The organism is Azospirillum sp. HJ39, from assembly GCF_041507355.1.
In the GTDB taxonomy this organism is placed as follows: Bacteria; Pseudomonadota; Alphaproteobacteria; order Azospirillales; family Azospirillaceae; genus Azospirillum; species Azospirillum thiophilum.
The window spans coordinates 602,911-629,881 of record NZ_CP167911.1; the positions used below are offsets into that span (position 1 = coordinate 602,911).

Annotated in this window: 24 protein-coding genes and 1 riboswitch; of the genes, 19 read left to right on the plus strand and 5 right to left on the minus strand. The window is 68.8% G+C overall.

The features are described 5' to 3' along the window. The first annotated feature begins 239 nt into the window (after nt 1-239). From ffh to thiC, 15 genes are all read left to right on the plus strand, one after another. The gene (gene ffh / locus ABMY26_RS16230) at nt 240-1,625 is read left to right on the plus strand and encodes a signal recognition particle protein (protein ID WP_372398269.1); all 1,386 of its coding nucleotides are present in this window, start codon (nt 240-242) and stop codon (nt 1,623-1,625) included. Nucleotides 1,626-1,701: 76 nt separating this feature from the next. After that, nucleotides 1,702-2,058 carry a 30S ribosomal protein S16 gene (gene rpsP, locus ABMY26_RS16235; protein ID WP_372398270.1) on the plus strand — a complete coding sequence of 119 codons (357 nt, stop codon included), beginning with the start codon at nt 1,702-1,704 and terminating at the stop codon, nt 2,056-2,058. 67 nt (nt 2,059-2,125) lie between these two features. Continuing rightward, nucleotides 2,126-2,692, plus strand: coding sequence for a ribosome maturation factor RimM (gene rimM, locus ABMY26_RS16240; RefSeq protein WP_372398271.1), 567 nt, complete (start codon nt 2,126-2,128; stop codon nt 2,690-2,692). A gap of 59 nt (nt 2,693-2,751) precedes the next feature. Next, the gene (trmD, locus tag ABMY26_RS16245; RefSeq protein WP_372399024.1) at nt 2,752-3,498 is read left to right on the plus strand and encodes a tRNA (guanosine(37)-N1)-methyltransferase TrmD; all 747 of its coding nucleotides are present in this window, start codon (nt 2,752-2,754) and stop codon (nt 3,496-3,498) included. A 41-nt stretch (nt 3,499-3,539) separates the two neighbouring features. After that, a complete protein-coding gene (rplS, locus tag ABMY26_RS16250; protein ID WP_372398273.1) occupies nt 3,540-3,935 on the plus strand; it encodes a 50S ribosomal protein L19 in 396 nt (131 codons plus the stop codon). 101 nt (nt 3,936-4,036) lie between these two features. Then, nucleotides 4,037-4,171, plus strand: a complete 135-nt coding sequence (rpmH, locus tag ABMY26_RS16255) for a 50S ribosomal protein L34 (RefSeq protein WP_012973146.1) — start codon at nt 4,037-4,039, stop codon at nt 4,169-4,171. A gap of 8 nt (nt 4,172-4,179) precedes the next feature. Further along, nucleotides 4,180-4,578 carry a ribonuclease P protein component gene (gene rnpA / locus ABMY26_RS16260; RefSeq protein WP_372398274.1) on the plus strand — a complete coding sequence of 133 codons (399 nt, stop codon included), beginning with the start codon at nt 4,180-4,182 and terminating at the stop codon, nt 4,576-4,578. Between the two features lie 15 nt (nt 4,579-4,593). After that, complete coding sequence (gene yidD / locus ABMY26_RS16265; RefSeq protein ID WP_045581764.1) at nt 4,594-4,923, plus strand: membrane protein insertion efficiency factor YidD; 330 nt, start codon at nt 4,594-4,596, stop codon at nt 4,921-4,923. 55 nt (nt 4,924-4,978) lie between these two features. After that, nucleotides 4,979-6,721: a membrane protein insertase YidC gene (gene yidC / locus ABMY26_RS16270; RefSeq protein ID WP_372398275.1), complete on the plus strand. Its 1,743-nt coding sequence runs from the start codon at nt 4,979-4,981 to the stop codon at nt 6,719-6,721. Between the two features lie 148 nt (nt 6,722-6,869). Continuing rightward, nucleotides 6,870-7,553 carry a ribosome biogenesis GTP-binding protein YihA/YsxC gene (gene yihA / locus ABMY26_RS16275; protein ID WP_372398276.1) on the plus strand — a complete coding sequence of 228 codons (684 nt, stop codon included), beginning with the start codon at nt 6,870-6,872 and terminating at the stop codon, nt 7,551-7,553. 16 nt (nt 7,554-7,569) lie between these two features. Beyond that, nucleotides 7,570-8,877 carry a cation:proton antiporter gene (locus ABMY26_RS16280; protein WP_372398277.1) on the plus strand — a complete coding sequence of 436 codons (1,308 nt, stop codon included), beginning with the start codon at nt 7,570-7,572 and terminating at the stop codon, nt 8,875-8,877. 75 nt (nt 8,878-8,952) lie between these two features. After that, the gene (gene argB, locus ABMY26_RS16285; protein ID WP_372398278.1) at nt 8,953-9,852 is read left to right on the plus strand and encodes an acetylglutamate kinase; all 900 of its coding nucleotides are present in this window, start codon (nt 8,953-8,955) and stop codon (nt 9,850-9,852) included. Nucleotides 9,853-9,912: 60 nt separating this feature from the next. Then, nucleotides 9,913-10,224: a hypothetical protein gene (locus ABMY26_RS16290; RefSeq protein WP_372398279.1), complete on the plus strand. Its 312-nt coding sequence runs from the start codon at nt 9,913-9,915 to the stop codon at nt 10,222-10,224. Nucleotides 10,225-10,324: 100 nt separating this feature from the next. Continuing rightward, entirely contained in the window at nt 10,325-11,308 is a 984-nt protein-coding gene (locus tag ABMY26_RS16295) for a magnesium transporter CorA family protein (RefSeq protein ID WP_372398280.1), read from the plus strand. 85 nt (nt 11,309-11,393) lie between these two features. Further along, nucleotides 11,394-11,511: riboswitch (TPP riboswitch) on the plus strand. A gap of 130 nt (nt 11,512-11,641) precedes the next feature. After that, nucleotides 11,642-13,384, plus strand: coding sequence for a phosphomethylpyrimidine synthase ThiC (gene thiC, locus ABMY26_RS16300; protein ID WP_372398281.1), 1,743 nt, complete (start codon nt 11,642-11,644; stop codon nt 13,382-13,384). Nucleotides 13,385-13,525: 141 nt separating this feature from the next. Here the strand turns inward: thiC and greB are convergent, their stop codons facing one another. Together greB and ABMY26_RS16310 are read right to left on the minus strand one after the other, a co-directional pair. Further along, nucleotides 13,526-14,077, minus strand: a complete 552-nt coding sequence (greB, locus tag ABMY26_RS16305; protein ID WP_372398282.1) for a transcription elongation factor GreB — start codon at nt 14,075-14,077, stop codon at nt 13,526-13,528. Between the two features lie 102 nt (nt 14,078-14,179). Beyond that, the gene (locus ABMY26_RS16310; RefSeq protein WP_372398283.1) at nt 14,180-17,329 is read right to left on the minus strand and encodes a ribonuclease E/G; all 3,150 of its coding nucleotides are present in this window, start codon (nt 17,327-17,329) and stop codon (nt 14,180-14,182) included. A 661-nt stretch (nt 17,330-17,990) separates the two neighbouring features. Here ABMY26_RS16310 and ABMY26_RS16315 point away from each other — a divergent pair. Then, nucleotides 17,991-19,535 (plus strand): N-acetylmuramoyl-L-alanine amidase, encoded by a 1,545-nt coding sequence (locus ABMY26_RS16315; protein ID WP_372398284.1) that lies wholly within the window; start codon nt 17,991-17,993, stop codon nt 19,533-19,535. Between the two features lie 213 nt (nt 19,536-19,748). Next, nucleotides 19,749-22,280, plus strand: coding sequence for a penicillin-binding protein 1A (locus ABMY26_RS16320; protein ID WP_372398285.1), 2,532 nt, complete (start codon nt 19,749-19,751; stop codon nt 22,278-22,280). A 74-nt stretch (nt 22,281-22,354) separates the two neighbouring features. On the opposite strand, the gene ABMY26_RS16325 is transcribed toward ABMY26_RS16320, so the two are convergent. Both ABMY26_RS16325 and ABMY26_RS16330 read right to left on the minus strand, forming a co-directional pair. Then, nucleotides 22,355-23,305, minus strand: a complete 951-nt coding sequence (locus ABMY26_RS16325; protein WP_372398286.1) for a hypothetical protein — start codon at nt 23,303-23,305, stop codon at nt 22,355-22,357. Nucleotides 23,306-23,329: 24 nt separating this feature from the next. After that, entirely contained in the window at nt 23,330-24,790 is a 1,461-nt protein-coding gene (locus tag ABMY26_RS16330) for an MBOAT family protein (RefSeq protein WP_372398287.1), read from the minus strand. Nucleotides 24,791-25,102: 312 nt separating this feature from the next. Here ABMY26_RS16330 and prfB point away from each other — a divergent pair. Together prfB and ABMY26_RS16340 are read left to right on the plus strand one after the other, a co-directional pair. Continuing rightward, a protein-coding gene (gene prfB, locus ABMY26_RS16335) for a peptide chain release factor 2 (RefSeq protein WP_144428105.1) occupies nt 25,103-26,234 on the plus strand; the annotation gives its coding sequence in 2 pieces (ribosomal slippage) (nt 25,103-25,171 and nt 25,173-26,234; 1,131 coding nt in all). Nucleotides 26,235-26,359: 125 nt separating this feature from the next. Further along, the gene (locus ABMY26_RS16340; RefSeq protein WP_372398288.1) at nt 26,360-26,671 is read left to right on the plus strand and encodes a peptidoglycan-binding protein; all 312 of its coding nucleotides are present in this window, start codon (nt 26,360-26,362) and stop codon (nt 26,669-26,671) included. Between the two features lie 22 nt (nt 26,672-26,693). On the opposite strand, the gene ABMY26_RS16345 is transcribed toward ABMY26_RS16340, so the two are convergent. Then, nucleotides 26,694-26,930, minus strand: coding sequence for a hypothetical protein (locus tag ABMY26_RS16345; RefSeq protein ID WP_372398289.1), 237 nt, complete (start codon nt 26,928-26,930; stop codon nt 26,694-26,696). Nucleotides 26,931-26,971 lie beyond the last annotated feature (41 nt).

Genomic DNA, 26,971 nt, shown 5'->3' on the forward strand with positions numbered 1-26,971 from the left:
CAAGACAGACCTTGGGCCAGACCTTGGGATAGCCTCAAGACCGGACATTGCGGCGGTTGACTCAGGGCATCGCTTTCCCTATGTTCCGCCGACCTGTCTTCCGCCAAGCCGATAGACCGGGTACCCCGGCCCCATGCCGGGTATCTCCGCCAGTCCGCGAGTGTCGCGCACTGGCGCTTTCGTGCTTGTGCGGATGGCGGCCATGAAACCTGTTCCGTAACCTGGGAATCGACAACCGCATGTTCGAAGGCCTGACCGGACGCCTGGGCGACATCTTCGACAAGCTGCGCCGCCGCGGCGCGCTGAGCGAGGAGGACGTCTCCGCCGCGCTGCGCGAGGTTCGCGTGGCGCTGCTGGAGGCCGACGTCGCGCTGCCCGTCGTCAAGCAGTTCGTCGCCCAGGTGAAGGAACGCGCCGTCGGGCAGGAGGTGCTGAAGTCCGTCACCCCCGGCCAGCAGGTCATCAAGATCGTCCACGACAACCTCGTGGAGATGCTGGGCGAGGGCGCCGACATCAACCTGAACGCCGCCGCCCCGGTGCCGGTCCTGATGGTCGGCCTGCAGGGCTCCGGCAAGACCACCAGCACCGCCAAGATCGCGCTCCGCCTGAAGACCAAGGAGCGCAAGAAGGTCCTGATGGCCTCGCTGGACGTCCGCCGTCCGGCCGCCCAGGAGCAGTTGAAGGTTCTCGGCGAGCAGACCGGCATCGCCACGCTGTCCATCGTCCCGGGCCAGGATCCGGTCGCCATCGCCAGGCGCGCCATGGAGACCGGCCGTCTCGAAGGCTACGACGTGGTGATGCTCGACACCGCCGGCCGGCTCTCGATCGACGAGGAGCTGATGGCGGAGGTCGCGGCGGTCCGCGACGCGACGAAGCCGGCGGAAACGCTGCTGGTCGCCGACGCGATGACCGGCCAGGACGCCGTCACCGTCGCCACCAACTTCAACGACAAGGTCGGCATCACCGGCATCGTGCTGACCCGCATCGACGGCGACGCCCGCGGCGGCGCCGCCCTGTCGATGCGCCAGATCACCGGCAAGCCGATCAAGCTGCTCGGCACCGGCGAGAAGATCGACGCGCTGGAGCCCTTCCACCCCGACCGCATCGCCGGCCGCATCCTCGGCATGGGCGACGTGGTGTCGCTGGTGGAGAAGGCCGTCGAGACCATCGACAAGGACGAGGCCGAGAAGCTCGCCCGCAAGATGGAGAAGGGCCAGGGCTTCGACCTTGACGACATGGCGATGCAGCTGAAGCAGCTTCGCAAGATGGGCGGCATGTCCGGCCTGATGGGGATGTTGCCGGGCATCGGCAAGATCAAGGACCAGATGAAGGACGCCAACATCGACGACGGGATGATCAAGCGCCAGGAGGCGATCATCTCCTCGATGACCAAGGCGGAGCGCAAGACCCCCGACATCATCAAGGCTTCGCGCCGCAAGCGCATCGCCGCCGGTTCCGGCACCTCGGTGCAGGAGGTCAACAAGCTGCTGAAGCAGTTCGAGACCATGCGCGGAATGATGAAGCAGGTGCAGAAGCTGGGCAAGAAGGGGATGCTGCGCGGCGGCCTCGGCAACCTGTTGCCGAAAGGCTTGGGCGGCTTCGGCGGGAAGGGCCCCTTCGGGTGATCCTCCCGCCCTGAATAATCACCTGTGATCGAACTCACCTGTAATCGTTTGACTTGAGAAGAGAAAGTTTCGACCAATGGCTCTGAAGATTCGTCTGGCTCGCGGTGGTGCGAAGAAGCGTCCGTTCTACTCGATCGTCGTCGCGGACGCCCGCAGCCCGCGTGACGGCCGCTTCGTCGAGAAGATCGGCACCTACAACCCGATGCTGCCGCGCGAGCATGAGCAGCGCATCATCCTGAACGCCGAGCGCGCCAAGCATTGGCTGTCGGTCGGCGCCCAGCCGACGGACCGCGTCGTCCTGTTCCTGGCCAACGCCGGCCTGATCGAGAAGCCCGCCTTCCGCGAGACCCCGAAGCAGTCGGCTCCGAAGGCCAAGGCGCAGGAGCGTCTGAAGGCCGAGGCCGCCGCCGCCGCGGCTGCCGCCGAAGGCTGACAAGGGTGAGGGTGGGCCTGATGGCCCGCAGGGTTGAGGTCGTGACGACGTGCCGGGTGTTCCTTCGATGACCGCCAAAATCTGTGTCGGCCAGTTCGCGGGATCGCACGGCGTGCGGGGGCTGGTGAAGCTGCGCAGCTTCACCGCCGAGCCCGCCGACGTGATGGCCTACGGCCCGCTGACGGACGAAGCCGGCGCCCGCCGCTTCACGGTGACGCTCCAGGGCATGGTCAAGGATAATTTCCTGGCCAAGGTCGACGGGGTGACGAGCCGGGAGCAGGCGCAGGCGCTGGCGGGGGTGCGGCTCTACGTCGACCGCGCCGCCCTGCCGGAGACGGAGGACGGGGACGAGTTCTACCATGCCGACCTGATCGGCCTGCGTGCGGAACTCGCCGACGGAACCCTCTACGGCACGGTGAAGGCGGTCTACGATTTCGGCGCCGGCGACATGCTGGAGATCCGCATCGCGAGCGGTGCCCTGGAGATGCTTCCCTTCTCCAAGGCCTGCGTGCCGGTGGTGGATGTCCGGGCCGGCCGCGTCGTCGTCGATCTTCCGGCGGTGATCGAAGCCCGCGAGGGCTCCGGTGACGGGACGGAGGAGGGGGAAGGCGACAGCGGGGAGGAGGGGCCGTGAACCACGGCGCCGACGGCCCGCGCGTCTGGACGGTCAAGGTTCTGACGCTGTTCCCGGAAATGTTTCCGGGGCCGCTCGGCCAGTCGCTGGCCGGCAAGGCGTTGGAAAATGGAGTCTGGGCGCTGGAATCGGTGGACATTCGCTCGTTCGCGCGCGATAAACACCGCTCCGTCGACGACACCCCCTTCGGCGGAGGGGCCGGCATGGTCATGCGGCCCGATGTGCTGGACGCGGCTTTGACTGCGACGGCGGGGCCTGTGGGGGCACCGGAACGCGGCCGGGCGATTTATCTGTCGCCTCGCGGACGGGTGCTGAACCAGGAACTGGTCAAGGAGCTGGCCGCCACCCCGGTGGTGACGCTGCTCTGCGGCCGGTACGAAGGGGTGGACCAGCGGGTCCTCGATGCGCACGGCCTCGAAGAGGTCAGCCTCGGGGATTTCGTGCTGTCCGGCGGAGAACCCGCTGCGCTGAGCCTGATCGATGCCGTGGTGCGCTTGCTCCCCGGCGTCATGGGCAACGTGGAGACGGCGGGGGAAGAGAGTTTCGAACGGGGGTTGCTCGAATACCCCCACTACACCCGGCCGGCGGTCTGGACCGACGGGCAGGGTGTGGAGCGTGCGGTGCCGGAGGTTCTGCTTTCCGGCCACCACGGAAAGGTCAAGGCCTGGCGGCTTGCCGAGGCGGAGGCGATCACGGAGGCCCGACGGCCGGACCTGTGGTCGCTCTACCAGGCGGGGCGTCCGGCGAAAAACGTTACGAACAAGGGTCGGCGGCAGGCTCGCCGGCGCGACCCGAAACCGGAGTGACGGTCCGCCGCGAGGCGCACCGATAGAAAAGGGGTAGTGCTATGAACCTGTTGCAGCAGCTCGAGCAGGAGCATATCGAGAAGGTCCTGGGCGACAAGAAGATCCCGGTCTTCTCCTCGGGCGACACCGTGCGCGTCAACGTCAAGGTCGTGGAAGGCACGCGCGAGCGCGTCCAGGCCTATGAGGGCGTCGTGATCGCCCGCAAGAACGCCGGCCTGAACAGCTCCTTCACCGTCCGCAAGATCAGCTACGGCGAGGGCGTGGAGCGCGTGTTCCCGCTGTACTCCCCGCGCATCGACTCGATCGAGCTGGTCCGCAAGGGCGCCGTCCGCCGCGCCAAGCTGTACTATCTGCGCGATCTGCGCGGCAAGGCCGCCCGAATCGCCGAGCGCACCACCGGCCGTGGCATGGTCAACGGCCGCCGGGCTGCCGAGTAAGGCGCCTTCGCGTTCGTTCCAGGTTCATAGATTCGGCGCCCGGCCTTCCGGCCGGGCGTCTTCTTCCCGTCACCACCAGCAAAGCTTAAGGAGTAGGCGCCATGAAGCGCACGTTCCAGCCCTCCAAAATCGTGCGTAAGCGCCGCCATGGCTTCCGCGCCCGCATGGCCACCGTCGGCGGCCGCAAGGTGATCGCCCGCCGCCGCGCCCGCGGCCGCAAGGTTCTGAGCGCCTGATTCCCGCGATGGCGCCGCCGGACCAACGGGTCGGGCGCCTGATGCGGCGGCCGGAATTTCTGGCCGTGGCCGGGACCCGCCGCAAGCATGTGGCGCCCGGCCTGATCCTCCAGGTGCGCCGGCACGACGACAGGCAGCGGCCCGCCGATGGCGAGCAGCGCATCCGTCTCGGTCTGACGGCGAGCCGCAAGGTCGGCAACGCGGTGGTGCGCAATCGCGCCCGCCGCCGTTTGCGTGAGGCGGCGCGGCAGATCCTGTCCGTCCATGCCGCGCCCGGCCATGATTTCGTGCTGGTCGCCCGCGGCGACACGGCCGAGCGGCCATGGCCCGACCTGATCGGCGACCTGACCGCCGCGCTGAAACGCCTCGGCCTGTGGCGTGAGGCGGAGGGGCCGGTGGAGAGGTAGGGAGGCCGCGACGTCATGTTTCGCATCGCGGGCCTCAGCCCTCTCGCGCATCTGCTCCGCGCGCTCGTCTATCTCTATCGCTGGACCTTGTCGCCCTTCGTGGGCTGGCATTGCCGTTTCCAGCCGACCTGCTCCTGCTACGCCATCGACGCGCTGGAAAAGCACGGAGCCATCCGGGGGGGATGGCTGACGCTGCGCCGGCTCGGGCGTTGCCATCCCTGGGGCGGGTCGGGCTGGGATCCCGTGCCCGATCCCGTGGCGGCGCAGGCTGCGGCGACGCCGCATCGCTGCGGCGCTCCGGAAAAAGGGCATGCGGCGGTTGCCCAGCCCGGCGAAAAGCCGTAACAAGGCCGCGCACACGCCGCCCTTCTTCCAAAGGCCCCACGGCAACCGGGACGCCATGACCGACCAACGCAACCTCATCATCGCGATTGCCCTGTCGATCGCCATCCTTCTGGGCTTCCAGTATTTCTACGAGAAGCCTCGGGTGGAGCAGCAGAAGCAACTCGCCGCCCAGCAGGCCGCCCAGACGGAGCAGTCGGTGCCGGTGCCGGCCCCCGGCGTCCCTGCCCAGCAGCCCCCCGGCATGGCCCCCCAGGGCATGGCCGAGGTCGCGAAGGAGCGTCCCGTCCTGCTCGCCGAGCAGCTTGCGGCCGGCACGCGCGTGAAGATCGACACCCCGGCCCTGCACGGCTCGGTCAACCTTGTCGGCGGCCGCATCGACGACCTGACGCTCGCCCAGTATCACGAGACGCCGGAGCCGGGCAGCCCGGAGATCGTGCTGCTGGCCCCGGCCGGCACGCCCGCCGCCTATTACGCCGAGTTCGGCTGGGTGCCGCAGGGCGCCGGCATCGCCACCCCGACCGCGACCACCCGCTGGACCGCCGACGGCGCCGAGCTGACCCCGGCCAAGCCGCTGACCCTGAGCTGGGACAACGGCCAGGGTCTGGTGTTCGAGCGCAAGTTCGCCGTCGACCCCGACTTCATGTTCACGGTGACGCAGACGGTGCGCAACACCGGCGCGGCCCCGGTCACCCTGCTGCCCTACAGCCTGGTGTCGCGCAGCGGCACGCCGCACACGTCGGGCTATTACATCCTGCATGAGGGCCCGCTCGGCGTCTTCAACGGCTCGCTGACCGAGGAGAATTACGACAACGTCCGCAAGGCCGGCTCGATCTCCAAGGAGACGACCGGCGGCTGGGTCGGCATCACCGACAAGTACTGGCTGGTCTCGCTGGTGCCCGACCCGAACGAGAAGGTCACCGCGCGCTTCCTCTACAACCAGGTCGCCAACACCGACCGCTACCAGACCGACACGATGGGTGCTCCCGTCACGATCGCCCCCGGCGCGTCGGCCGAGAACACCGGGCGCCTGTTCGCCGGCGCCAAGCAGGTGAAGCTGCTCGACGCCTATTCCGAAAAGCTGAACATCAAGAACTTCGACCTCGCCATCGATTTCGGCTGGTTCTACTTCCTGACCAAGCCCTTCTTCTACGCGCTCGATTTCTTCGGCCAGGTGCTCGGCAACTTCGGCCTCGCCATCCTGCTGCTGACCGTCTGCGTCAAGGCCGTCTTCTTCCCGCTCGCCAACAAGTCCTATCAGGCGATGAGCAAGATGAAGGCGCTGCAGCCGAAGATGCAGGAGCTGCGCGAGAAGTTCAGCGACGATCAGGCGCGCATGAACCAGGAGCTGATGGCGCTGTACAAGCGCGAGAAGGTTTCGCCGGTGTCCGGCTGCCTGCCGATCCTGATCCAGATCCCGGTCTTCTTCGCGCTCTACAAGGTGCTGTTCGTGACCATCGAGATGCGGCATGCGCCGTTCTTCGGCTGGATCCACGACCTGTCCTCGCCCGATCCGACGAACCTGTTCACGGCATTCGGCCTGATCCCGTGGAGCCCGCCGACCATGCTGCATCTCGGCCTGTGGCCGTTGATCATGGGCGTGACCATGTGGTTCCAGCAGAAGATGAACCCGGCACCGCCGGACCCGGTCCAGCAGAAGGTGTTCCAGTTCCTGCCCATCATCTTCACCTTCATGCTCGCCGGCTTCCCGGCCGGTCTGGTGATCTACTGGGCCTGGAACAACACCCTGTCGGTCCTGCAGCAATGGACCATCATGAAGCGCATGGGCGTGAAGGTCTGAGCCTCCGGTTCCGATCCGCCTCCCAGGGCCTGCATTCCCAGGCCCGCTTTTCCAGGCCCGCTTTTCCAGACCTGCCGCCGGCAAAGACCCTTGACGGGCCCTTGCCGGCGGTATGTTTTTTCAGCCCATCCAAACGCGAGCGCCCGCCATGACCACCTCCGACAAGCCGACCGCCGTCACCCCCAGCATCGTCTCCGGCTTCGACGAGGCCGCGCTGGAGGCCGGGCGACTGCTGTTCGCCAAGGAGTGCGACTTCGTCTGGGGCGCCAACGCGCTGAACCAGCTGCCGGAAGCCGACCTGCCGGAGGTCGCCTTCGCCGGCCGCTCGAATGTCGGAAAATCCAGCCTCGTCAACGCCCTGACCGGGCGCAAGACGCTGGCCCGCACCTCCAACACGCCGGGCCGCACCCAGCAGCTCAACTTCTTCAACCTTGGCGACCGGCTGAAGCTGGTGGACATGCCCGGTTACGGCTATGCCAAGGAATCGAAGGAGAAGGTGGAGGCGTGGAACGACATGGTCCGCCGCTTCCTGCGCGGCCGCGTCACCCTGCGCCGGGCGCTGGTGCTGATCGATGCGCGCCATGGGCTGAAGCCCAACGACGACGAGATCATGGCCATGCTGGACCGCACCGCCGTGCCCTATGTCGTCGTGCTGACCAAGGCCGACAAGGTGAAGCCGGTGGAGCTGGACAAGGTGCGCAAGGCGACGGAGCTGGGGTTGAAGAAGCATCCGGCCGCCTTCCCCGACATCCATGTCACCAGTTCGGAAAAGGGCACCGGCATCGCGGAGCTGCGCGCCAGCCTGGCGGCGCTCGCACTCGCCGTCGACTGAGCGGAAGAAGGCGGCGATGGCCGGACCGTCACCCGCGCTGCTGTTCCTCCTGCAGTCGCTGCTGCTGATCGGCGGGCCGTTCCTGCTGTGGCGTCTCGGCGGCGGGCGGCATGTCGCCCCCATGGTGGTGATCCAGATCCTGTTCGGGGTGGCGCTCGGCCCGTCGCTGCTCGGCCGGCTGGCGCCCGACCTGTGGGGGGTGCTGTTCGCTCCGGCGGCCCTGGCGCCGCTGTCCGGGCTGGCGCTGATGGCGGTGGTGTTCTTCGCCTTCCTGACCGGCCTGCATCTCGATCCGGCGGAGTTCCGTGGCCGGGGCGGCGCCTTCGCCGCCGTGGCGCTGTCCAGCATGCTGGTGCCCACGCTGCTGGGCGGCGCACTGGGCTGGTGGCTGGCCGGCGCCTTTCCGGCCATGACCGGGCCGCGCGCCACGCCGGGCCTGTTCGCCGCCGGCTTCGGCATCTGCGTCGGGGTCACGGCGCTGCCGGTGCTGGGCGCCATCCTGCGCGAGATGGGCCTGCTCGGCGATCGGGTGGGCCGGCTGGCGCTGGGCTATGCCGCCGTGAACGATGCGCTGCTCTGGCTGCTGATCACCGCCGTGCTGGCCTGGACGGCCGGAGATGGGGGCGCCGGGGGCGGGGCCGGTGGAGATGGCGGCAAGGGCTGGGCGGTCGCCACCGTGGCGCTGCTGGGCTTCGCCTATGTCGGGGTGACGGTGCTGGCGGTCCGCCCGTTGCTCGACCGGCTGCTGGAACGGGTGGCGCCGGACGGGCGGATGGGCGACACCGCGGTGGTCGTCACCTGTGCGGCGCTGTTGGCCTCGGCCGCGGTGACCGAACTGATCGGGCTGCATTACATCCTGGGCGCCTTCATCGCCGGCACCGCGATGCCGCGCCGCTTCGCCGCGGCGATCCTGGACCGGCTGGAGCATTTCTCCACCCTGATCCTGCTGCCCTTCTTCTTCACCCTGACCGGGCTGAAGGTGACGCTGACGCTGGACGACCCGGCGCAATGGGCGGTGTTCGGGCTGGCCAGCCTCGTCACGCTGGCCGGCAAGATGGCGGGGACCGCCTGGCCCGCCCGGTTGACCGGGGAGAGCTGGCCCGACGCGCTCCGGCTCGGCACGCTGATGCCCTGCAAGGGGCTGATGGAGGTCATCGTGCTGACCGTCCTGCTGGAGGCGGGGGTGCTGTCCGGTTCCTGTTTCTCGGCGATGGTGCTGATGGCGGTGACGGTGACCGCCCTGACCCAGCCGATGACCCGGCTGGCCGGACGATGGCGGCCGGCGAAGACGGAGGGGGTGGCGCTGGGCGGGTCCGGCCGTTAAATTGCCCCCTAGGCAACCGGCCGGCCTTTCCGTTAAAGAAGCCCAACCGTCCACCCCGACAAAGGGCATCCTCCCGTGCAGACTCCCACCCGTGACGAGTGGCTCGCCAAGGCCCGTACCCTGTCCGAAGCGCTGCCCTACATGCGCCGCTATGCCGGGAGCACCTTCGTCATCAAGTACGGCGGCCATGCCATGGGCGACGCCGGGCTGGCGGAGCTGTTCGCGCGCGACATCGTGCTGCTGAAGCAGGTCGGCATCAACCCGGTGGTCGTCCATGGCGGCGGCCCGCAGATCGGCCAGATGCTGGAGCGGCTGAAGATCAAGTCGAGCTTCATCGACGGCCTGCGCGTCACCGACAAGGAGACGGTCGAGGTGGTCGAGATGGTGCTGGCCGGCTCGATCAACAAGCAGATCGTCGCCGCCATCAACAGCGCCGGCGGCCGGGCCGTCGGCCTGTCGGGCAAGGACAGCAACCTGATCATCGCCCGCCGGCTGGAGCGCGTGCAGCGCGACCCCGACAGCAACATCGAGAGGGTGCTGGACCTCGGCTTCGTCGGCGAGCCCTACAAGGTGAACCCGCAGATCCTGCATGCGCTCGCCCAGTCGGACATCATCCCGGTGATCGCGCCGGTCGGCTTCGACGTGAACGGCGACACCTACAACATCAATGCCGATACGGCGGCCGGCGCCGTCGCGGCGGCGGTGAAGGCGGCGCGCTTCTTCCTGCTGACCGACGTTGCCGGCGTGCTGGACAAGAACAAGATCCTGATCGAGAAGATGTCGCTGGAGGATGCCCACAAGGCCATCGCCGACGGCACCGCGTCCGGCGGCATGATCCCGAAGATCGAGACCTGCATCGGCGCGGTCGAACAGGGCGTCGACGCCGCGGTCATCCTGGACGGCCGCGTTCCGCACGCGCTGTTGCTGGAAATCTTCACCGAGGGCGGTGCCGGCACCCTGATCGGCAAGGCCTGACGGCCCATATAGGGGGGAAACCGGCCAACCGCAGGAGGCCGGCCGTAGGGGAGGAAGCCGATGAGCGACCTGCGCAAGGAACTGCTCCGCCAGATGAAGGCCATCCGCGACCGGATGGACCCCAAGCTGGTGGAGCGTGCCAAGCTGGCGGTGTTCGGCAAGGTCCCTTACGACAGCGACGCGGCCAAGGAAGCGGTCGGCCATTTCCTCGATGCCCGGGATGACGGCGGCGCCTTCCGCCGCAAGCTGGAACAGGCGCTGAAGGCGGAAGGCGCGGCGCTGGATCTGGACGGCGAGCCGGCATCACCCGAGCCCACCCCCACCCCCACCCCCACCCCTGCCAAGCCGCGGCGGGGCGGCCGGGTGACCTGACCGCCCTTTCCCGGTGACGAGGGGGCAGGCCCCGTCCGTCCGGAGCCCCGTTTCCTGCCAAGTCCTGCCGAGTCCTGCCAATTTCGCAAGGAGCGCACCCTTGCTGCATATCTTCGTCAATGACGGCGGTCTGCTGCGCTGGGCGCGGGAGGCCACCGACGAGGCGGCACCGCTGCCCGAGGCCGCGGTCTGGCTCGACCTGATCAACCCGACGGCCAACGAGCTGGCGCGGGCGGAGGCGCTGATCGGCGCCAGCCTGCCGACCCGGGAGCAGATGGCCGAGATCGAGGAGTCGAGCCGGCTGCGCGTCACCGGCGGAGTGCTGACCATGACCGTCACCGCGCTGGTCTGGGCCGATACCGACGAGCCGCGCATCGCGACCGTCAGCTTCGTGCTGGCCGGGCGGCGGCTGGTCACCATCCATGACATCGACCCGCAGGCCCTGCTCGCCTTCCGCCGCCGCGCCACCCATGGGCAGGTCGCCGCGTCGCGCGGGGAGCTGGTGCTGGCGGCGCTGGTCGACGGCATGGTCGACCGCACCTCCGCCGTGCTGCGGCGGACGGGGGTGGAGCTGGACGTGCTGAACCGCCGCTTCTTCCGTGGCCGCAAGCTGCGCTCGCGCGGCGAGACGCTGGACGATTCGCAGACGCTGAAGCGAATCGGCCATGCCGGGCATCTGATCGGCAAGGCGCGGGTCAGCCTGGCCAGCCTCACCCGCATGACCGATTTCCTGGCGCGCGGCGACGGCTGGAACTCCGGCAAGGCGACGCGGCGCTGGGCCAAGACCGCGCTGCAGGATCTGCGCGGGCTCGACCAGTATGCCCGCTTCCTGGCCGGCAAGGTGGCCCTGGCGCTGGACACCGCGCTGGGCCAGATCAATGTCGAGCAGAACGAGATCGTCAAGATCGTGTCGGTCCTGACCGTGCTGCTGTTTCCGCCGACCCTGGTCGCCAGCATCGGCGGCATGAATTTCAGTGACATGCCGGGGTCGGACTCGCCGTTCGGCTATCCCTCGGCCCTGCTGCTGATGGTTCTGTCGGCGCTGCTGCCGATGATCTATGTGCGGCTGAAGCGCTGGATGTAGCCGGCGATTTCCACAATATGGCAGGCGGATCGTCTGCGGTTCTTTCCTTTTGACAGGCCGCGCCCGGCCCGGCAGGATGGGCGCATTCCAGGGGGGTCCCGACAGGGGGCTGAGATACCAACGGCCGGACGGCGCGACAGGCGCCCGGCGGCAGCGTGGTGACCCTTTGAACCTGATCCGGGTCATACCGGCGAAGGGAGGGACCTCGTGACGGGCCGCATCCGGCCCCGGCCTGCCGCATCCATCCCCTCATCGGGGAAGGGCCAGCACGAAGACACCGCACCTCCGTCCGCAGTCCCGGGTTTGTCCGCCCACCTCCGACGGAGAAACCCAATGCCCAAGGACTTCAACGAATCCGCTGTCCGCATCTCGACCGGCCCGCTGCCGTCGTCGCGGAAAATCCATGTGCCCGGCACCCGCTTTCCCGAATTGCGCGTCGCCCTGCGCGAGATCGCGCTGTCCGGCGGCGAGCCGCCGCTGGCCGTCTATGACCCCTCCGGCCCCTACACCGACGATCAGGTCGCCATCGACGTGCGGGCCGGGCTGGCCAGGCACCGCCGCGACTGGATCCTGGCGCGCGGCGATGTCGAGGCGACCGCGGGCAAGATGGCGGCCGGCGACGTGTTGCGTGCCCGGGGTGGCGTCGCGGTCACCCAGATGGCCTACGCCCGCGCCGGCATCGTCACGGCCGAGATGGAATACATCGCAATCCGCGAGAATCTCGGCCGTGCCGCGGCGCTTGAGGCGGCGAGGGACGGCGAGGATTTCGGTGCCGACATTCCCGATTTCATCACGCCTGAGTTCGTGCGCGACGAGGTGGCGCGCGGGCGGGCGATCATCCCGTCCAACGTCAACCACCCCGAATCGGAGCCGATGATCATCGGCCGCAACTTCCTGACCAAGATCAATGCCAACATCGGCAACTCCGCCGTGACCTCCTCGATCGAGGAGGAGGTGGAGAAGATGGTGTGGGCGATCCGCTGGGGCGCCGACACGGTGATGGATCTGTCCACCGGTGCCGACATCCACCAGACCCGCGAATGGATCCTGCGCAATTCGCCGGTTCCCATCGGCACGGTGCCGATCTACCAGGCGCTGGAGAAGGTCAAGGGCAAGGCCGAGGATCTGACCTGGGAGCTGTTCCGCGACACGCTGATCGAGCAGGCGGAGCAGGGCGTCGACTATTTCACCATCCATGCCGGGCTGCGGCTGGCCCACATCCCGCTGACGGCCAAGCGGGTGACCGGCATCGTGTCGCGCGGCGGCTCGATCATCGCCAAATGGTGCCTGGCCCATCACCGCGAGAATTTCCTCTACGATCATTTCGCCGACATCGTCGAGATCTGCCGCACCTATGACGTGGCGCTGTCGATGGGCGACGGGCTGCGGCCGGGCAGCCAGGCCGACGCCAACGACGCCGCCCAGTTCGCCGAGCTGGAGACGCTGGGCGAGCTGACCAAGCTGGCCTGGGCCCGCGATGTCCAGGTGATGATCGAGGGGCCGGGCCATGTGCCCATGCACAAGATCAAGCACAATGTCGAAAAGCAGCTGGCGCTGTGCGGCGAGGCGCCCTTCTACACGCTGGGGCCTTTGGTCACCGACATCGCGCCCGGCTATGACCACATCACCAGCGCCATCGGCGCGGCGATGATCGGCTGGTTCGGCACGGCGATGCTCTGCTACGTCACGCCGAAGGAGCATCTGGGATTGCCCGACCGCGACGACGTGAAGGCCGGCGTCATCGCCTACAAGATCGCCGCCCATGCCGCCGACCTCGCCAAGGGCCACCCGGCGGCCCGGCTACGCGACGACGCCATGTCGCGGGCCCGCTTCTCGTTCCGCTGGCGCGACCAGTTCGCCCTGTCGCTCGACCCCGACACGGCGATGGCCTACCACGACGAGACGCTGCCGGCGGAAGGCGCCAAGACCGCGCATTTCTGTTCGATGTGCGGGCCGAAATTCTGCTCCATGAAGATCACCCAGGAAATCCGCGAGGCCGCGGAGTCGGGCATGGCGGAGATGTCGTCGAAGTTCCGCGAATCCGGCGGGGAGATCTACCAGCCGGCGGCGGAGTGAAGTGGCGGGGAGGGGTTTGCCCCCTCCTAACCTCCCCCGCTCTCGCGGGGGAGGGACTGCCGCCGCCTTTCCCAACAAGGGCTTATTTCCCTCCCCTGCTCAGCGGGGGAGGGTTAGGGTGGGGGCCGGCCGCGCTTCCATTCACTCCGCGTAGCCGATCTCCAGCACCTCGATCTGCTCCATCCCGGCCGGCGTGCGCACATCGACTACATCGCCCACGCGGGCCTTCAGCAGGGCGCGGGCGATGGGGGAAATCCAGCTGATGTGGCCGCGGTCGGGATCGACCTCGTCGGCACCGACGATGGTGACGGTGTTCTCGCTGTCATCGTCGCGCGCATAGGTGACGGTGGCGCCGAAGAAGACCTGTTCGCGGTTCTTCTGGTCCTGCGGATTGACCACCACCGCCGATTCCAGCCGCTTGTTCAGGAAACGGATGCGGCGGTCGATCTCGCGCAGCCGCTTCTTGCCGTACAGGTAATCGCCGTTCTCCGAACGGTCGCCGTTGCCGGCCGCCCAGGACACCACCTCGACCACCTTCGGCCGCTCCACCCGCAGCAGGTGGCGCAGCTCCTCCTGCAGGCGCTGGAAGCCGGGCGGGGTCATGTAGTTCTTGAACCCCTGGGGAAGCGGTGCCGGATCGTCGAGCTCGTCGTCGTCGGGCGTGTCGTTCTCGCGGGTGAAGGCCTTGCTCATGGTCCGACCTGTCCAAGTGGCAGGGAGAATAACGCCCGGGAAAAGGAAAAGGCGCCCTGCGGCGCCTTTTCCGTTCCTCAGGTCCCGAAAGGGCCGTTCGGCTTACCGCTTCCACCAGCCGCGGCGCGGCTTGGCGGAGGAGTCGGCGTCGTCGCCGGCACTCGCCGGTTCGGATGCCACCGGCTCGGGAGCGGCAGCCGGTGCCTCGACCGTCGGGGCAGCCGCCGGAGCAGCTTCCACCGAGGTTTCTGCCGGCGCCTCGGCAGCGGCCTTGCGCTTGCGGGCCGCCTTCTTGGCCGGAGCCTTGTCGGTGGCGACCTCCGCCGGGGCTTCGGCGGCAGCGGCGGCCTTGCGCTTGCGGCCCTTGGCCGGCGCTTCGGCAACCGCCGGGGCCACCGGGGCAACCGCCGGGGCGACGACCGGAGCAGCCACCGGAGCGGCTTCCACCGGCGCTTCGGCAGCGGCCTTGCGCTTGCGGGCCGCCTTCTTGGCCGGAACCGCTTCGGCGGCGGCTTCCGCCGGCACCTCGACCGGGATGGCCGGAGCGGCAGCAGCCGGCGCTTCGACAGCGGCGGCGGCCTTGCGCTTGCGGCCCTTGGCCGGCGCTTCGGCAGCCACCGGGGCGACGGCCGGAGCAGCCACCGGAGCGGCTTCCACCGGCGCTTCGGCCGCGGCCTTGCGCTTGCGGGACGCCTTCTTTGCCGGCGTCACCACCGGTGCCGGGGCTGCATCCTCGACCACCGGTTCCGGTGCCGGAGCGGTTTCGCCCGCCAGGATCCAGTCGAGGTCGGGAGCTTCGGCCGGGACCGGGGCGTGGGCCGCAGCGGCCTCGGCCGCGACCGGCAGGTCGGCGGCGGTTTCCTCGCCACCCTCCAGGCCTTCCGCACCCTCGCGGCGCGACCGGCGGCGACCGCCGCGCTTGCCGCGGCGACGCTTCTTGCGGCCATCGCCATTGCGGTCGCCGGCATCGGCGCCGGTTTCGTCCTCGCCTTCGCCCTCACCCTCTTCCTCGTCGGCTTCGTCGCCTTCGAGGTCGGCGGGTTCGGAGATCGCGGCTTCCGGGATCGCATCGGCCGGGGCGGCGGCGAGCGGGGCGGCCTCGTCGGCCTCCTGGCTCACCTCGTCGCCGGCCTCGTCCGTCTCGTCGCCGGCCTCGGCGTCGCCCGAACCCTCCGGACGGCCGTCCTCGCGGTCACGGCCACGGCCGCGGCGGCGGCGGCGGCGGCGGCGGCGATCCTCGCCATTGGCGTCGCCGTTGGCCTCGGCACGCTCGCCGGTTTCCTCGGCCTGGGCGGATTGGGCGGCCTGGACGGTTTCGGTTTCGACCTCCGGCTCCTCGACGGTCTCGACCGGCTCGGCGGCGAGCGCGCGGTCGGTCTCGGCCATCACGCGGTCGGCGCTGACCAGCGGCGCGTCCTCGTCGGCCAGGCGGGCCTTGTTGCGCTCCAGGCGATGGTCCGGGGCGATCAGGGTGTCGTCGGCCTGGACCATGACGCTGAACGCATGGCGATCCTCGATCTTGGCCAGCTCGCCGCGCTTCTGGTTGAGGATGTAGAGCGCGATGGAGGTCGGGACGTAGATGGTGATCTCGGCCGACCGCTTGCGGATGCCCTCCTCCTCGATGGCGCGCAGGACGTGCAGCGAGGCCGATTCGACCGAGCGGACGACGCCGGTGCCCGAGCAGTGCGGGCAGCGCTCGAAGTTCGTCTCCAGCAGCGAGGGGCGCAGACGCTGGCGCGACAGCTCCAGCAGGCCGAAGGCGGAGATGCGGCCGAGCTGGATGCGCGCCCGGTCGTTCTTCATCGCCTCCTTCATGCGGCGCTCGACGGCGGCGTTGTTCCGCGGCTCCTCCATGTCGATGAAGTCGATGACGATCAGGCCGGCCAGGTCGCGCAGACGCAGCTGGCGTGCCACCTCGTCGGCGGCCTCCAGGTTGGTCTTGTAGGCGGTTTCCTCGATGTTGCGCTCGCGGGTCGACTTGCCGGAGTTGACGTCGATGGAAACCAGCGCCTCGGTCGGGTTGATGACGATGTAGCCGCCGGAGCGCAGCTGCACCACCGGGCTGTGGATGGCGTCGATCTGGGTTTCCACCTGATAGCGGTGGAACAGCGGGATCTGGCTGTCGCGGTACAGCTGGACGCGCTGGGAATGGCCCGGCATCAGCATGTCCATGAATTCGCGCGCCGTGCGGAAGCCGGCATCGCCCTCGACCCAGATCTCGTCGATGTCGTTGGCGTAGAGGTCGCGGATCGACCGCTTGATCAGGTTCGCCTCTTCATAGATGAGGCAGGGCGCCGACGACTTCAGCGTCTGCTCGCGGATGTCGTCCCACAGGCGCAGCAGATATTCCAGGTCGCGCTTGATCTCGGGCTTGGAGCGCTCCAGCCCGGCGGTGCGCAGGATGACCGCCATGCCGTCCGGAATGTCGAGGTCCGACAGGATTTCCTTCAGGCGCTTGCGGTCGGCCGGGTTGGTGATCTTGCGGGAAATCCCGCCGCCGCGCCCGGTGTTGGGCATCAGCACGCAATAGCGGCCGGGCAGCGACAGGTAGGTGGTCAGCGCCGCACCCTTGTTGCCGCGCTCCTCCTTCGTCACCTGCACCAGCATCACCTGCCGGCGCTTCACCACTTCCTGGATCTTGTAGGAGCGCAGCGGACGCGAGCGGCGGCGCTGGGTCTCGACCTCCTCGTCCTCGTCGCCGCCGAGCATGTCGGGGGTCGGGACGGAGCCTTCGGACGGGGCGCCGCGGTCCTCGGCGGCGTTCTCGGAGCCGTTTGCGGCACCGTTCTCATCCTCGTCGGAGCCGCCTTCGGACTCCTCGTCGTCGCCCTCCTCGTCGGAAGCCTCCGGCGCGATGGGCGAGGGCATCGGCGACCATTCCTCGACGATCTGCTCCGGGCGGATCGGCTCGGCCATCACGGCGCCGTCGGCGGCGGCCTCGGCCCGGGCTTCCGCCTGCTCCTCCAGCCGGCGCTCCTCGGCCAGCAGGGCCTCGCGGTCGGCCATCGGGATGCGGTAATAGTCGGGATGGATTTCGGAGAAGGCGAGGAAGCCGTGGCGGTTGCCGCCATATTCCACGAAGGCCGCCTGGAGCGAGGGCTCGACCCGCGTCACCTTCGCCAGGTAGATGTTGCCCTTCAGCTGCTTGCGGCTGGCGATCTCGAAGTCGAGTTCCTCCAGCCGGTTCCCATTGACCACGGCGACCCGGGTTTCTTCCGGGTGCGTGGCGTCCACCAGCATGCGCTTGGCCATATACGTTCCTCAACGGCGCGACCCAGGGAACCCGCGCGACCGGTCGGGCCGCCTGGACGCAGCGTCTGTTGTGGGCGAAGCATACGGCGCGACGGACCGGAACCGCCGAACGGCGCTGACGAGAGCAGCCAGGACGGACCGGTGGACACGCGCCGGGCTGCCGCCTTGCGGCCACAGCCAGCTTCGAGGTTTCGTCCTCTCACCGCCAATCCGATCGCGCCACCCCGCGACGTCCCTCCGGCGCGGATGGCCGGACGGGCGGGGTCGGGGGCGACGCCGCAGCCCCGATGGACGGCCCCGTGACCGGCGATCGGCTGATCCGGGGATCAGCGAGATCGGCGCCCACCTTGGGATTCCGGCCCGAATCTGGCGAATTGCGGTCTGTCGCAAAGATACCATAGACAAGCGATCCCTCTTGTACAACGCGGAAATGCGCCGATTCGGCGAACAGTTTCGCCGCACGGAAACGTGGGGGTGGTCGGGGCGCGGCCTTCCGCCGGCCGGACCAGTGTTGCAGGAACGGCACCCCCGCCGGCAATTGACACGGGATCCGGCGATCCGCGTTGAGAGCGTTGAATTGGCTGGGCTATAGCTGGATCGATTCCGCAGTGTCCGCACCGCGTTCCCGATCGCCGTTCCCGTCTGCCGCCGAGGAGAGTCGATGCCACGGCCGCCCAGCCTGCCGACCGCCGCCACGCCGGCCCGCCCGTCCGCATTCCTCCGGCGGCCGGGCCGGCCGTTGGGAAAGACGGCCCGCCAGTTCGCCGCGGCGCTGCCGGTTCTGCTGGTGCAGGGTCTGTTGGTGTTGCTGCTGCTCGGTGTCCCCGGCCCCTCGGCGGCGCAGACCACGGCCGCCCTGCCGGCCCCGCCCCAGCGGACCGCAGTGGTCGACGCCCGGCTCGGCCTGCATCCGGACATGACGCGCTTCGTGCTGGAGCTGAGCGACGCCGTTCCCTTCTCGGTATCGCTTGCCGCCGATCCCTACAGGGTCATCGTCGAGCTGCCCGATCTGGCCTGGCCCGGCGGGTCGCTGCCGGTGGAGGGCAAGGGGGTGGTGGCGCGTTATCACCATGCGGCCGGGCAGAGTGCGGGCGGCCAGCGCGGCACGCGCCTGACCTTCGAGACCGTCGGGCCGGCCCGCCTGCGCGACGGCTTCATGATCCCGGCGCGCGACGGCCGCCAGCCCCGCCTCGTCCTCGACCTGGAGCGGACCACGCCGGCGGAGTTCCGCCAGCTCGCTGCGGCATCCGCAGGCAGGGATGGCGGCAGGGCCGCCGGTGGCGGGAGCACGCTGACCATGGCGTCGGTGGTGGCGTCGGCGATGGCGGTGCCGCTTCCCCAGCAGACGCTGTCGACCGAGTCCGGCGGCTCCAGCGCCACCGCGTCGAGCGCCGTCGCCGCTCCGCCGCCTTTCGCCCCGCTGCCGCCGATCCCGCCGGCGCAGCTGATGCCCGCCGCGCTGCCCATCGCCCCGCCGCCGCCGGAGAACAAGCCGCCGGCCGTTGCGGAACGGCCGCTGATCGTGCTGGACCCCGGCCATGGCGGGCAGGATCCCGGCGCCATCGGCGTCGGCGGCGTCTATGAGAAGGACATCACGCTCGCCGCCGCCAGGGAGGTGAAGCGCCAGCTGGAGGCGACCGGCCGCTACCGGGTGAAGCTGACCCGCGACAGCGACGTGTTCATCCGCCTGCGCGACCGCGTCGCCATCGGACGCGATGCCGGGGCGGACCTGTTCATCTCGCTGCACGCCGACAGCATCAGCAGCGGCGACATGCGCGGCCTGTCGATCTACACCCTGTCGGACAAGGCGTCGGACCGCGAGGCGGAGATGCTGGCCGCCAAGGAGAACCGGTCGGACGCGCTGGTCGGGCTCGACCTGTCGGGGGAGAACCGGCTGGTCGCCAACATCCTGATCGACCTGGCCCAGCGCGACACCATGAACCATTCCAAGCGCTTCGCGACGCTGGCCTTGCAGACGCTGGGGCGGGACGTCCCGTTGATCCCGAACAAGCCGCACCGGCAGGCCGGCTTCGCCGTGCTGACCGCCCCCGACGTGCCGTCGGCGCTGATCGAGATGGGCTATCTGTCCAACCGGAAGGATGTCGGGCTGCTGTCCTCCTCCACCCATCGTGAACGGCTGGGCAGGGGGCTGGCGCGCACCATCGACGCCTATTTCCGCTGGCTGCACGGGTCGCAGCGCAGCTGAAACGCCGCCGGGGACGCCCTTCTACCTCCTTTGCGCCGGCGCTTTCCCGCCGGCGCCCTCTGCGCGTCACATTTTCCTGACATGACGGGAACGGGGGCGGCGCTTCACGCCGCGGCGGTGTAGGATGCGCCGCCTTGCCAGGCGTGCCGTCCGTCCGGGACCGATGGGTCCGGGGCCGCGGCGCGTCCTTCGTCGTTTCTTGCGGGATCGGTCATGCGCCTTCTTCTGTCCTTGCTGATGGCCTTCGTGATGCTGGCGCTTGCCGGCGCCGGGGGGCTGGTCTTCCTGTTCGAGCACTATGACAACGACCTGCCCGACTACACCAAGTTGGCGAACTACGAACCGCCGGTGACGACGCGCATCTATGCCGGCGACGGGCGGCTGATGGCCGAATTCGCCTCGGAACGCCGCGTCTTCGTGCCGATCGACGCCATGCCGCGCCGGGTCATCAACGCCTTCATGGCCGCCGAGGACAAGAATTTCTATGGGCACCAGGGCGTCGACCCGATCGGCATCCTGCGCGCGATCCTGACCAACATCGAGAATTTCGGCCGCGACCGCCGGCCGGTGGGCGCCAGCACGATCACGCAGCAGGTCGCCAAGAACATGCTGCTGACCAACGAGGTGTCCTTCGCCCGCAAGATCAAGGAGGCGATCCTGGCGGTCCGCATCGAGCGGGCCTTCACCAAGGACCGCATCATGGAGCTGTACCTCAACGAGATCTTCCTGGGGAACCGGTCCTACGGCGTGGCCGCGGCGGCGATGAACTATTTCAACAAGGCGCTGGACGAGCTGAGCATCGAGGAGGTCGCCTTCCTGGCCGCCCTTCCCAAGGCCCCGTCCAACTACAACCCGGAACGCCAGCATGACGCCGCCATCGCCCGCCGCAACTGGGTGATCGGCCGCATGTCGGAGGACGGCTACATCACCCCGGACGAGGCCAAGGCGGCTCAGGGCCGGCCGCTGCAGACCCGCAAGCGCGACGAGCAGGAGGTGGTGACCTCCGAATATTTCGCCGAGGAGATCCGGCGCGAGCTGGTGAAGCTCTATGGCGAGCAGGCGCTGTACGAGGGCGGCCTGTCGGTCCGCGCCTCGATGGACCCGAAGCTGCAGACGGCGGCGACCAAGGCGCTGCGCGACGGGCTGATCGCCTACGACCGCCGCCATGGCTGGCGCGGGCCGGTCGGCCGGATGGAGAATTTCGACAACTGGCCGAAGAAGCTGGCCGCCATGCCGCCGCCCGCCGGGTCGGAGGGCTGGAAGCTGGCCGTCGTGCTGAAGGACGATCAGGCCGACGGGCTCGACATCGGGCTGACCGACGGCAGCCGCGGCCGCATCCCCCTGTCGGAACTGCGCTGGGCCCGCGCCTGGAAGGAGGGCGAAACCCTCGGCCCGGCGGTCCGCAAGCCGTCCGACGTCGCCAAGCTGGGCGACCTGCTGCTGGTCGAGGCGGTGAGCGGCCCGGCCGCCAGGGACGAGGACGAGAAGCCGGCCAAAAAGGGCGACAAGGCCGCGGCGAAGGAGCTGCCGCCCGGCAGCTACGGCCTGCGCCAGATCCCGACTGTGCAGGGCGGCCTGGTCGCGCTCGATCCGCACACCGGCCGCGTGCTGGCAATGGTCGGCGGCTTCTCGCCGGCCATGAGCGTGTTCAACCGCGCCACCCAGGCGCTGCGCCAGCCCGGATCCTCCTTCAAGCCCTTCGTCTATCTGACCGCGCTGAACCAGGGCTTCACCCCGTCGTCGCTGGTGATGGACGCGCCCTTCTCCTTCGATCCGGGCGGCGGCCAGCCGGTCTGGCGGCCGGAGAACTACAGCCACGAGTTCTACGGCCCGACCCCGCTGCGCGTCGGCATCGAGAAGTCGCGCAACGTCATGACCGTCCGCCTCGCCCAGCAGATCGGCATGGACAAGGTCAAGGCGCTGGCCGAGAAGTTCGGCATCGTCGACAACCTCCAGCCCTACCTGCCGATGTCGCTGGGGGCCGGCGAGACGACGGTGCTGCGGCTCTCCACCGCCTACGCCATGCTCGACAACGGTGGCAAGCGGGTGGTGCCGACCTTCATCGACCGCGTCCAGGACCGCAACGGCAAGACCATCTTCCGCCACGACAACCGCGCCTGCGAGAACTGCACCGCCGTGGCCTGGAAGGACGGGATGGCGGTGCCGGCGGTGCCCGACACCCGCGAGCAGGTCAACGACCCGCGCACCACCTACCAGATCGTCTCGATCCTCGAAGGCGTGGTCCAGCGCGGCACCGCGGCGGCCCTGAAGTCGCTGGGCAAGCCGCTGGCCGGCAAGACCGGCACCACCAACGACAGCCATGATGCCTGGTTCATGGGCTTCTCGCCCGATCTTGTCGTCGGCACCTACATCGGCTTCGACCAGCCTCGCTCGCTGGGCGGGCACGAAACCGGTGGCTCGGCCGCGGTGCCGGTGTTCAAGGAAGTCATGCAGGTGGCGCTGAAGGACAAGCCGGCCACCCCGTTCCGCGTTCCGCCGGGGCTGCGTCTGGTCCGCGTCAACCCGGCGAACGGCCAGCTGGCCCAGCCCGGCGACGGCCGCGCGATCTGGGAGGCCTTCCTGCCCGGCACCGAGCCCAACCCCGACCAGCCGCAGATCGTGCTGGACGGCTCCTCCCAGGGGAGTTTCGGCGATCCCAACGCTGCCATGGGCTTCGGCGCGACCCAGCCGGGCGTCCCGGCCCCGCCGGCCGCGGCGACGCTGGGGACCGGCGGGCTGTACTGAGCGGAAATTGAAAGGGGCGCCTTCGCGGGCGCCCCTTTCTTCATGGTGCCGGTCGTTTCAATGCGCCGCTTCTGTCAATGCGCCACCGGTGCCGACAGCGAGGCGATGGCGTCCTCCGGTGCGGCCGGGCAGGTGCCGAGCGGGCGCAGGTCGGGCTCGAGCGCCGCGAACATGGCGCGCACGCCGTCCTCGTTGACATGCAGGGCGTCCATGAACAGCTCGTCCTTCTGCACGGCGCGGCGGGCGTCGATCATGGTGACGCCGGCGGGCAGCCGGCTCCTCAGCTCGGCGAAGAAGGCGTCGAAATTCCTCAGCTTGCCGGCATAGGTCGGGAAATAGGGGGTGACGACCACCGCGACCTGCGTGCCATGGTCGCGGGCGCTGCGGACGATGCGGTCCAGCGCCCGCCAGTTGGCCTCGTCGGCGGTCATCAGCTCCTCGGGGGCGGCGGCGAGCTGGGCCTTCAGCGGGGCGGGGATGGCGCCGACCAGCGTGCGGTCGGCGGCCGGCTTCAGCAGCCCGGCGGCCAGCCGCATGGTCTGGTTGTTGTTGAAGGTCATCAGGTGGAAGGCATGGTTGGCCAGCCACAGCTGCTCGTTCTCCTGCCGGACGAAGGCGTCGATGCGCGGCGAGTAATGGGCCAGCATCGGCAGGTCGGCGAGGTCGTGCGGGTTGTCGACCAGCCCGGTCGGCTCCAGCACCAGCAGGCGCGGGGCGCCGTGCCGCTCGACATAATCCTCCCACAGCAGCGCCGACAGCACGGTCGGGGCGCCGCCCATGCCCAGGTTCAGCGCCTCGCCGCAGGCCGTCCCGCGCAGTGCGGAGACGGGGAAATGGTTGTCCGCCCGCGAGTTGCCGAGCACGATCACATCGGCCGGCCGGGCATCCGGGTCCGGCTGGCGGTAGATCGCCATGAAGCGGTCGCTGGAGCGCAGCAGCAGGTCGCCAAGCGCCGAGGCGAGAACCCGGTCCATCGCCGTGACGGTGGCGAGGATCAGCACGATGCAGGCCAGAAGGCGGTACATGGGGGTGGTCTCCGTCCGGTCGGGTCAGAACTGGAAATAGATGAAGGCGTGGTTGGCGAAGCTGCCGAACAGCAGCATCACCAGGATCAGGGCGGAGCAGGCCATGGAACGGGCCACGACGTTGGTTCCGGCATAGCGGCGGCCGGCGCCGCGCTCGACCAGCGCGTCGACCAGCAGCACGATCAGGCCGGTGACGGCGACGCGCAGCAGCGAGCTGGCCTGCTGGTTGCCCTGCTGGAGGCCGAAATCGCCATTGGCGATGATGCCCAGGATGGTCCAGACCGTCTGGAGATTGTCGGCGCGGAAGGGCAGCCAGGTCAGCGTCACCACGGCGAAGACCAGCCCGACCATCGCCAGCCGGCCGGCGGCCAGCGCCGGGCCGCTCAGCCGTAGCGGGCTGACGGCGGCCAGCCGGCGCAGGCCGTCCTCCACCAGCATCAGGCCGCCATGCAGGGCGCCCCACAGCACGAAGGTCCAGTTGGCGCCGTGCCACAGGCCGGAGATCAGCATGGTGATGACGACGTTGCGGATGCGCAGCCAGCGCGTCCGGCTGCCGCCCATCGGCACATAGACATAGTCGCGGAACCAGGTGGACAGCGAGATGTGCCAGCGCCGCCAGAAATCGCGCATGCCGGTGGCGAAATAGGGGCGGGCGAAGTTGTCGCACATGGTGTAGCCGAAGATCTGCGCCAGCCCGATGGCGATCAGCGAATAGCCGGCGAAGTCGCCGTAGATCTGGAGCGAGAAGCAGACCAGCCCGATGAGGTGCTGGAGGGCGTTGAAGAATTCCGGCTGGTGGAAGCGGGCATCGACCACCACCGCGGCGTTGTCGGCCAGCCCGATCTTCAGGAAATAGCCCCAGATCACCTTTTCCAGCCCGGCGAACCGCTCCGCGAACGGGATGTCGCGCGGGCGCTGCTGGATTTGCGGCAGCAGGTCGCGCGCCCGCACGATCGGGCCGGCCACCAGCTGCGGGAAGAAGGCGACGAAGGTGGCGTAGCGCATCAGCGACCGCTCCGGCTGCTTCACCTCGCCGGTGTAGAGATCGATGCCGTAGCTGAGATTCTGGAAGGTGTAGAAGGAGATGCCGACCGGCAGCAGGATGTCCAGCGTCCGCCGCCCGATCTCGATCCCCAGCGAGGCCAGCGCGATCTCGGCGCTGTCGGCGAAGAAGTTATAGTATTTGAAGAAGAACAGCATGCCCAGGTTGGCGCCCAGGCTGATGAACAGGTACAGCTTCTTGGTCTGGCGGTCCGTCGAATCGGCGATCTTCAGCCCGCAATAGAAGTCGATGAAGGTGCTGAGCGCCAGCAGCCCGCAGAACCGGTAATCCCAATAGCCGTAGAAGAGGTAGCTGGCCGCCAGCAGGAAGGGCGTGAAGGCGCGCGTGCGCGCCAGCGCCATGAAGCCGGCGCTGAACACCGTGATGAACAGCAGGAAATTCAGGCTGGTGAAGCTCATCATGCCCCCGGCAGAGATGCGCATGCCTCTGCGCGACCGCGCAAGAAAGGCGAAGTTCGGAGGCGAAGATAACCACGATTTCGGCGATTTCCCGCAGCCGCGGTAGGGTTGTGCCGCCGGCTATGGGGCGTACTCTGAAATCAACTCGGCGGATGATTCCAAACGGTTAGGCCGCCCAAGCCGGGGCTGGGCCATACACGAAAGTGGCAAGCCGTCCCAGAGGCGCGCACATCGCGCGTCCCACGGCAGGTCATTAAGTGGGTGCAAGCCGGAGACCGAGCCGCTACATATGCACCCGACATATCTTTCAACTCTGGCTGACGAGGAGGCACCGCCATGCGGGCCGAGATCGAAGCGGCCGCCGGCGAGATCAGAGAATCGCTGGCGCTGCTGAGGAGGCATCTTTGACTGGGACAATGCACTGCGGCGTCTCGACGAACTGAACAACCTCGCCGAGGATCCCAAGCTTTGGGACGATCCCTCGCGCGCCCAGACCATCATGCGCGAGCGCACCCAGCTCGACACCTCCGTCGCCGGCTACCGCGCGCTGGAGCGTGACCTGTCCGACAGCCTGGAACTGATCGAGATGGGCGAGCTGGAGGGTGACGCGACCGTCGTCGCCGATGCCGAGGCCCAGCTCTACGGCCTGCGCAAGCGGGCCAACCAGCTCCAGATCGAAAGCCTGCTGTCGGGCGAAGCCGACGCCAACGACTGCTTCGTCGAGGTGAATGCGGGCGCCGGCGGCACGGAGGCCCAGGATTGGGCGCTGATGCTGATGCGCATGTACACCCGTTGGGCCGAGCAGCACGGCTACAAGGCCGACTGGCTGGACGAGACGCCGGGCGAAGAGGCCGGCATCAAGTCCGCCACCGTCCAGATCAAGGGCCACAACGCCTATGGCTGGCTGAAGACCGAGGCCGGGGTGCACCGTCTGGTGCGCATCAGCCCGTTCGACAGCCAGGCGCGGCGCCAGACCAGCTTCGCCGCCGTCTCGGTGTCTCCGGTGATCGACGACAAGATCGACATCGAGATCAACGAGAAGGACTGCCGCATCGACACCTACCGGGCGTCGGGCGCAGGCGGCCAGCACATCAACAAGACCGACTCGGCGGTGCGCATCACGCACATCCCGACGAACATCGTGGTGAGCTGCCAGCAGGAGCGGTCGCAGCACAAGAACCGCGCCAAGGCGTGGGACATGCTGCGCGCCCGCCTGTACGAGCGGGAGCTGAAGATCCGCGAGGATGCCGCCGCCGCGCTGGAAGCCACCAAGACCGACATCGGCTGGGGTCACCAGATCCGCTCCTATGTCCTGCACCCCTACCAGATGGTGAAGGATCTGCGGACGGAGGTGGAAACCTCGCAGAGCCAGGCGGTGCTGGACGGGGCGCTCGATCCCTTCCTGGAGGCGGCGCTGGCCTCCCGGATCAAGGGGCAGAGCGACGACGCCCACGCCGCTGGCGGCTGATGGGTCAGGAATGGGGAGGGGCGGCCGCTTGCGGCCGCCCTTTTCGATTCGGGCCGGTTGGAATGAAAAAGCCGGCATGGCTGTTTCAGGAACCTGTGCGTCCAACGAACCGGAGTATTCGCCCAATGAACCGTTACCTGCTTCCGGCCCTGTGCGGCGCCCTGCTGATGGCGTCGCCGGCCTTTGCCGCCTGTGAGGCGTCGGACAACCTGCCGCAGGAAATGTACCAGGCCTTCGTCTCCGGGACCCAGGAGGCGTTGAACGAACATGGATTCAAGGCCGGCGCGGTCGACGGCAAGATGGGCTCGCGCACCCGCACGGCGATCCGCTCCTACCAGCGTGCGGCCAAGCTGCCGGTCGACGGCTGCGTCAGCCAGGGGCTGCTCGACCATCTGAACTTCAGCCAGCCGAAAATCTACGCGCCCGGCAGGCGCTGACGGCCAAGCGGCGATAGAGGCCTCAGGCCAGCATGTCGAGCAGCCGGCGGCTGTTTTCCTGCGTGGCCTGCAACACCTTGGCATTCGCCGCGAAATCGACCTGGGCCGAGGTCAGGTCGAGGACCACCGCCGGGTCCAGGTTGCCCGACGCGATCTGTTCCGATGCCGCCGCGACCCGCGCCTGGGCGTCCTGCATTCCGTCGGCCGCACTGCTTTGCGGCCGGTAGGGTGCGGCGGCGGTGGCCGATCCGATGTCCATGGGCGGGGTCTGTCCGGCTGGTTGAGCGGCCAGGATAGCGG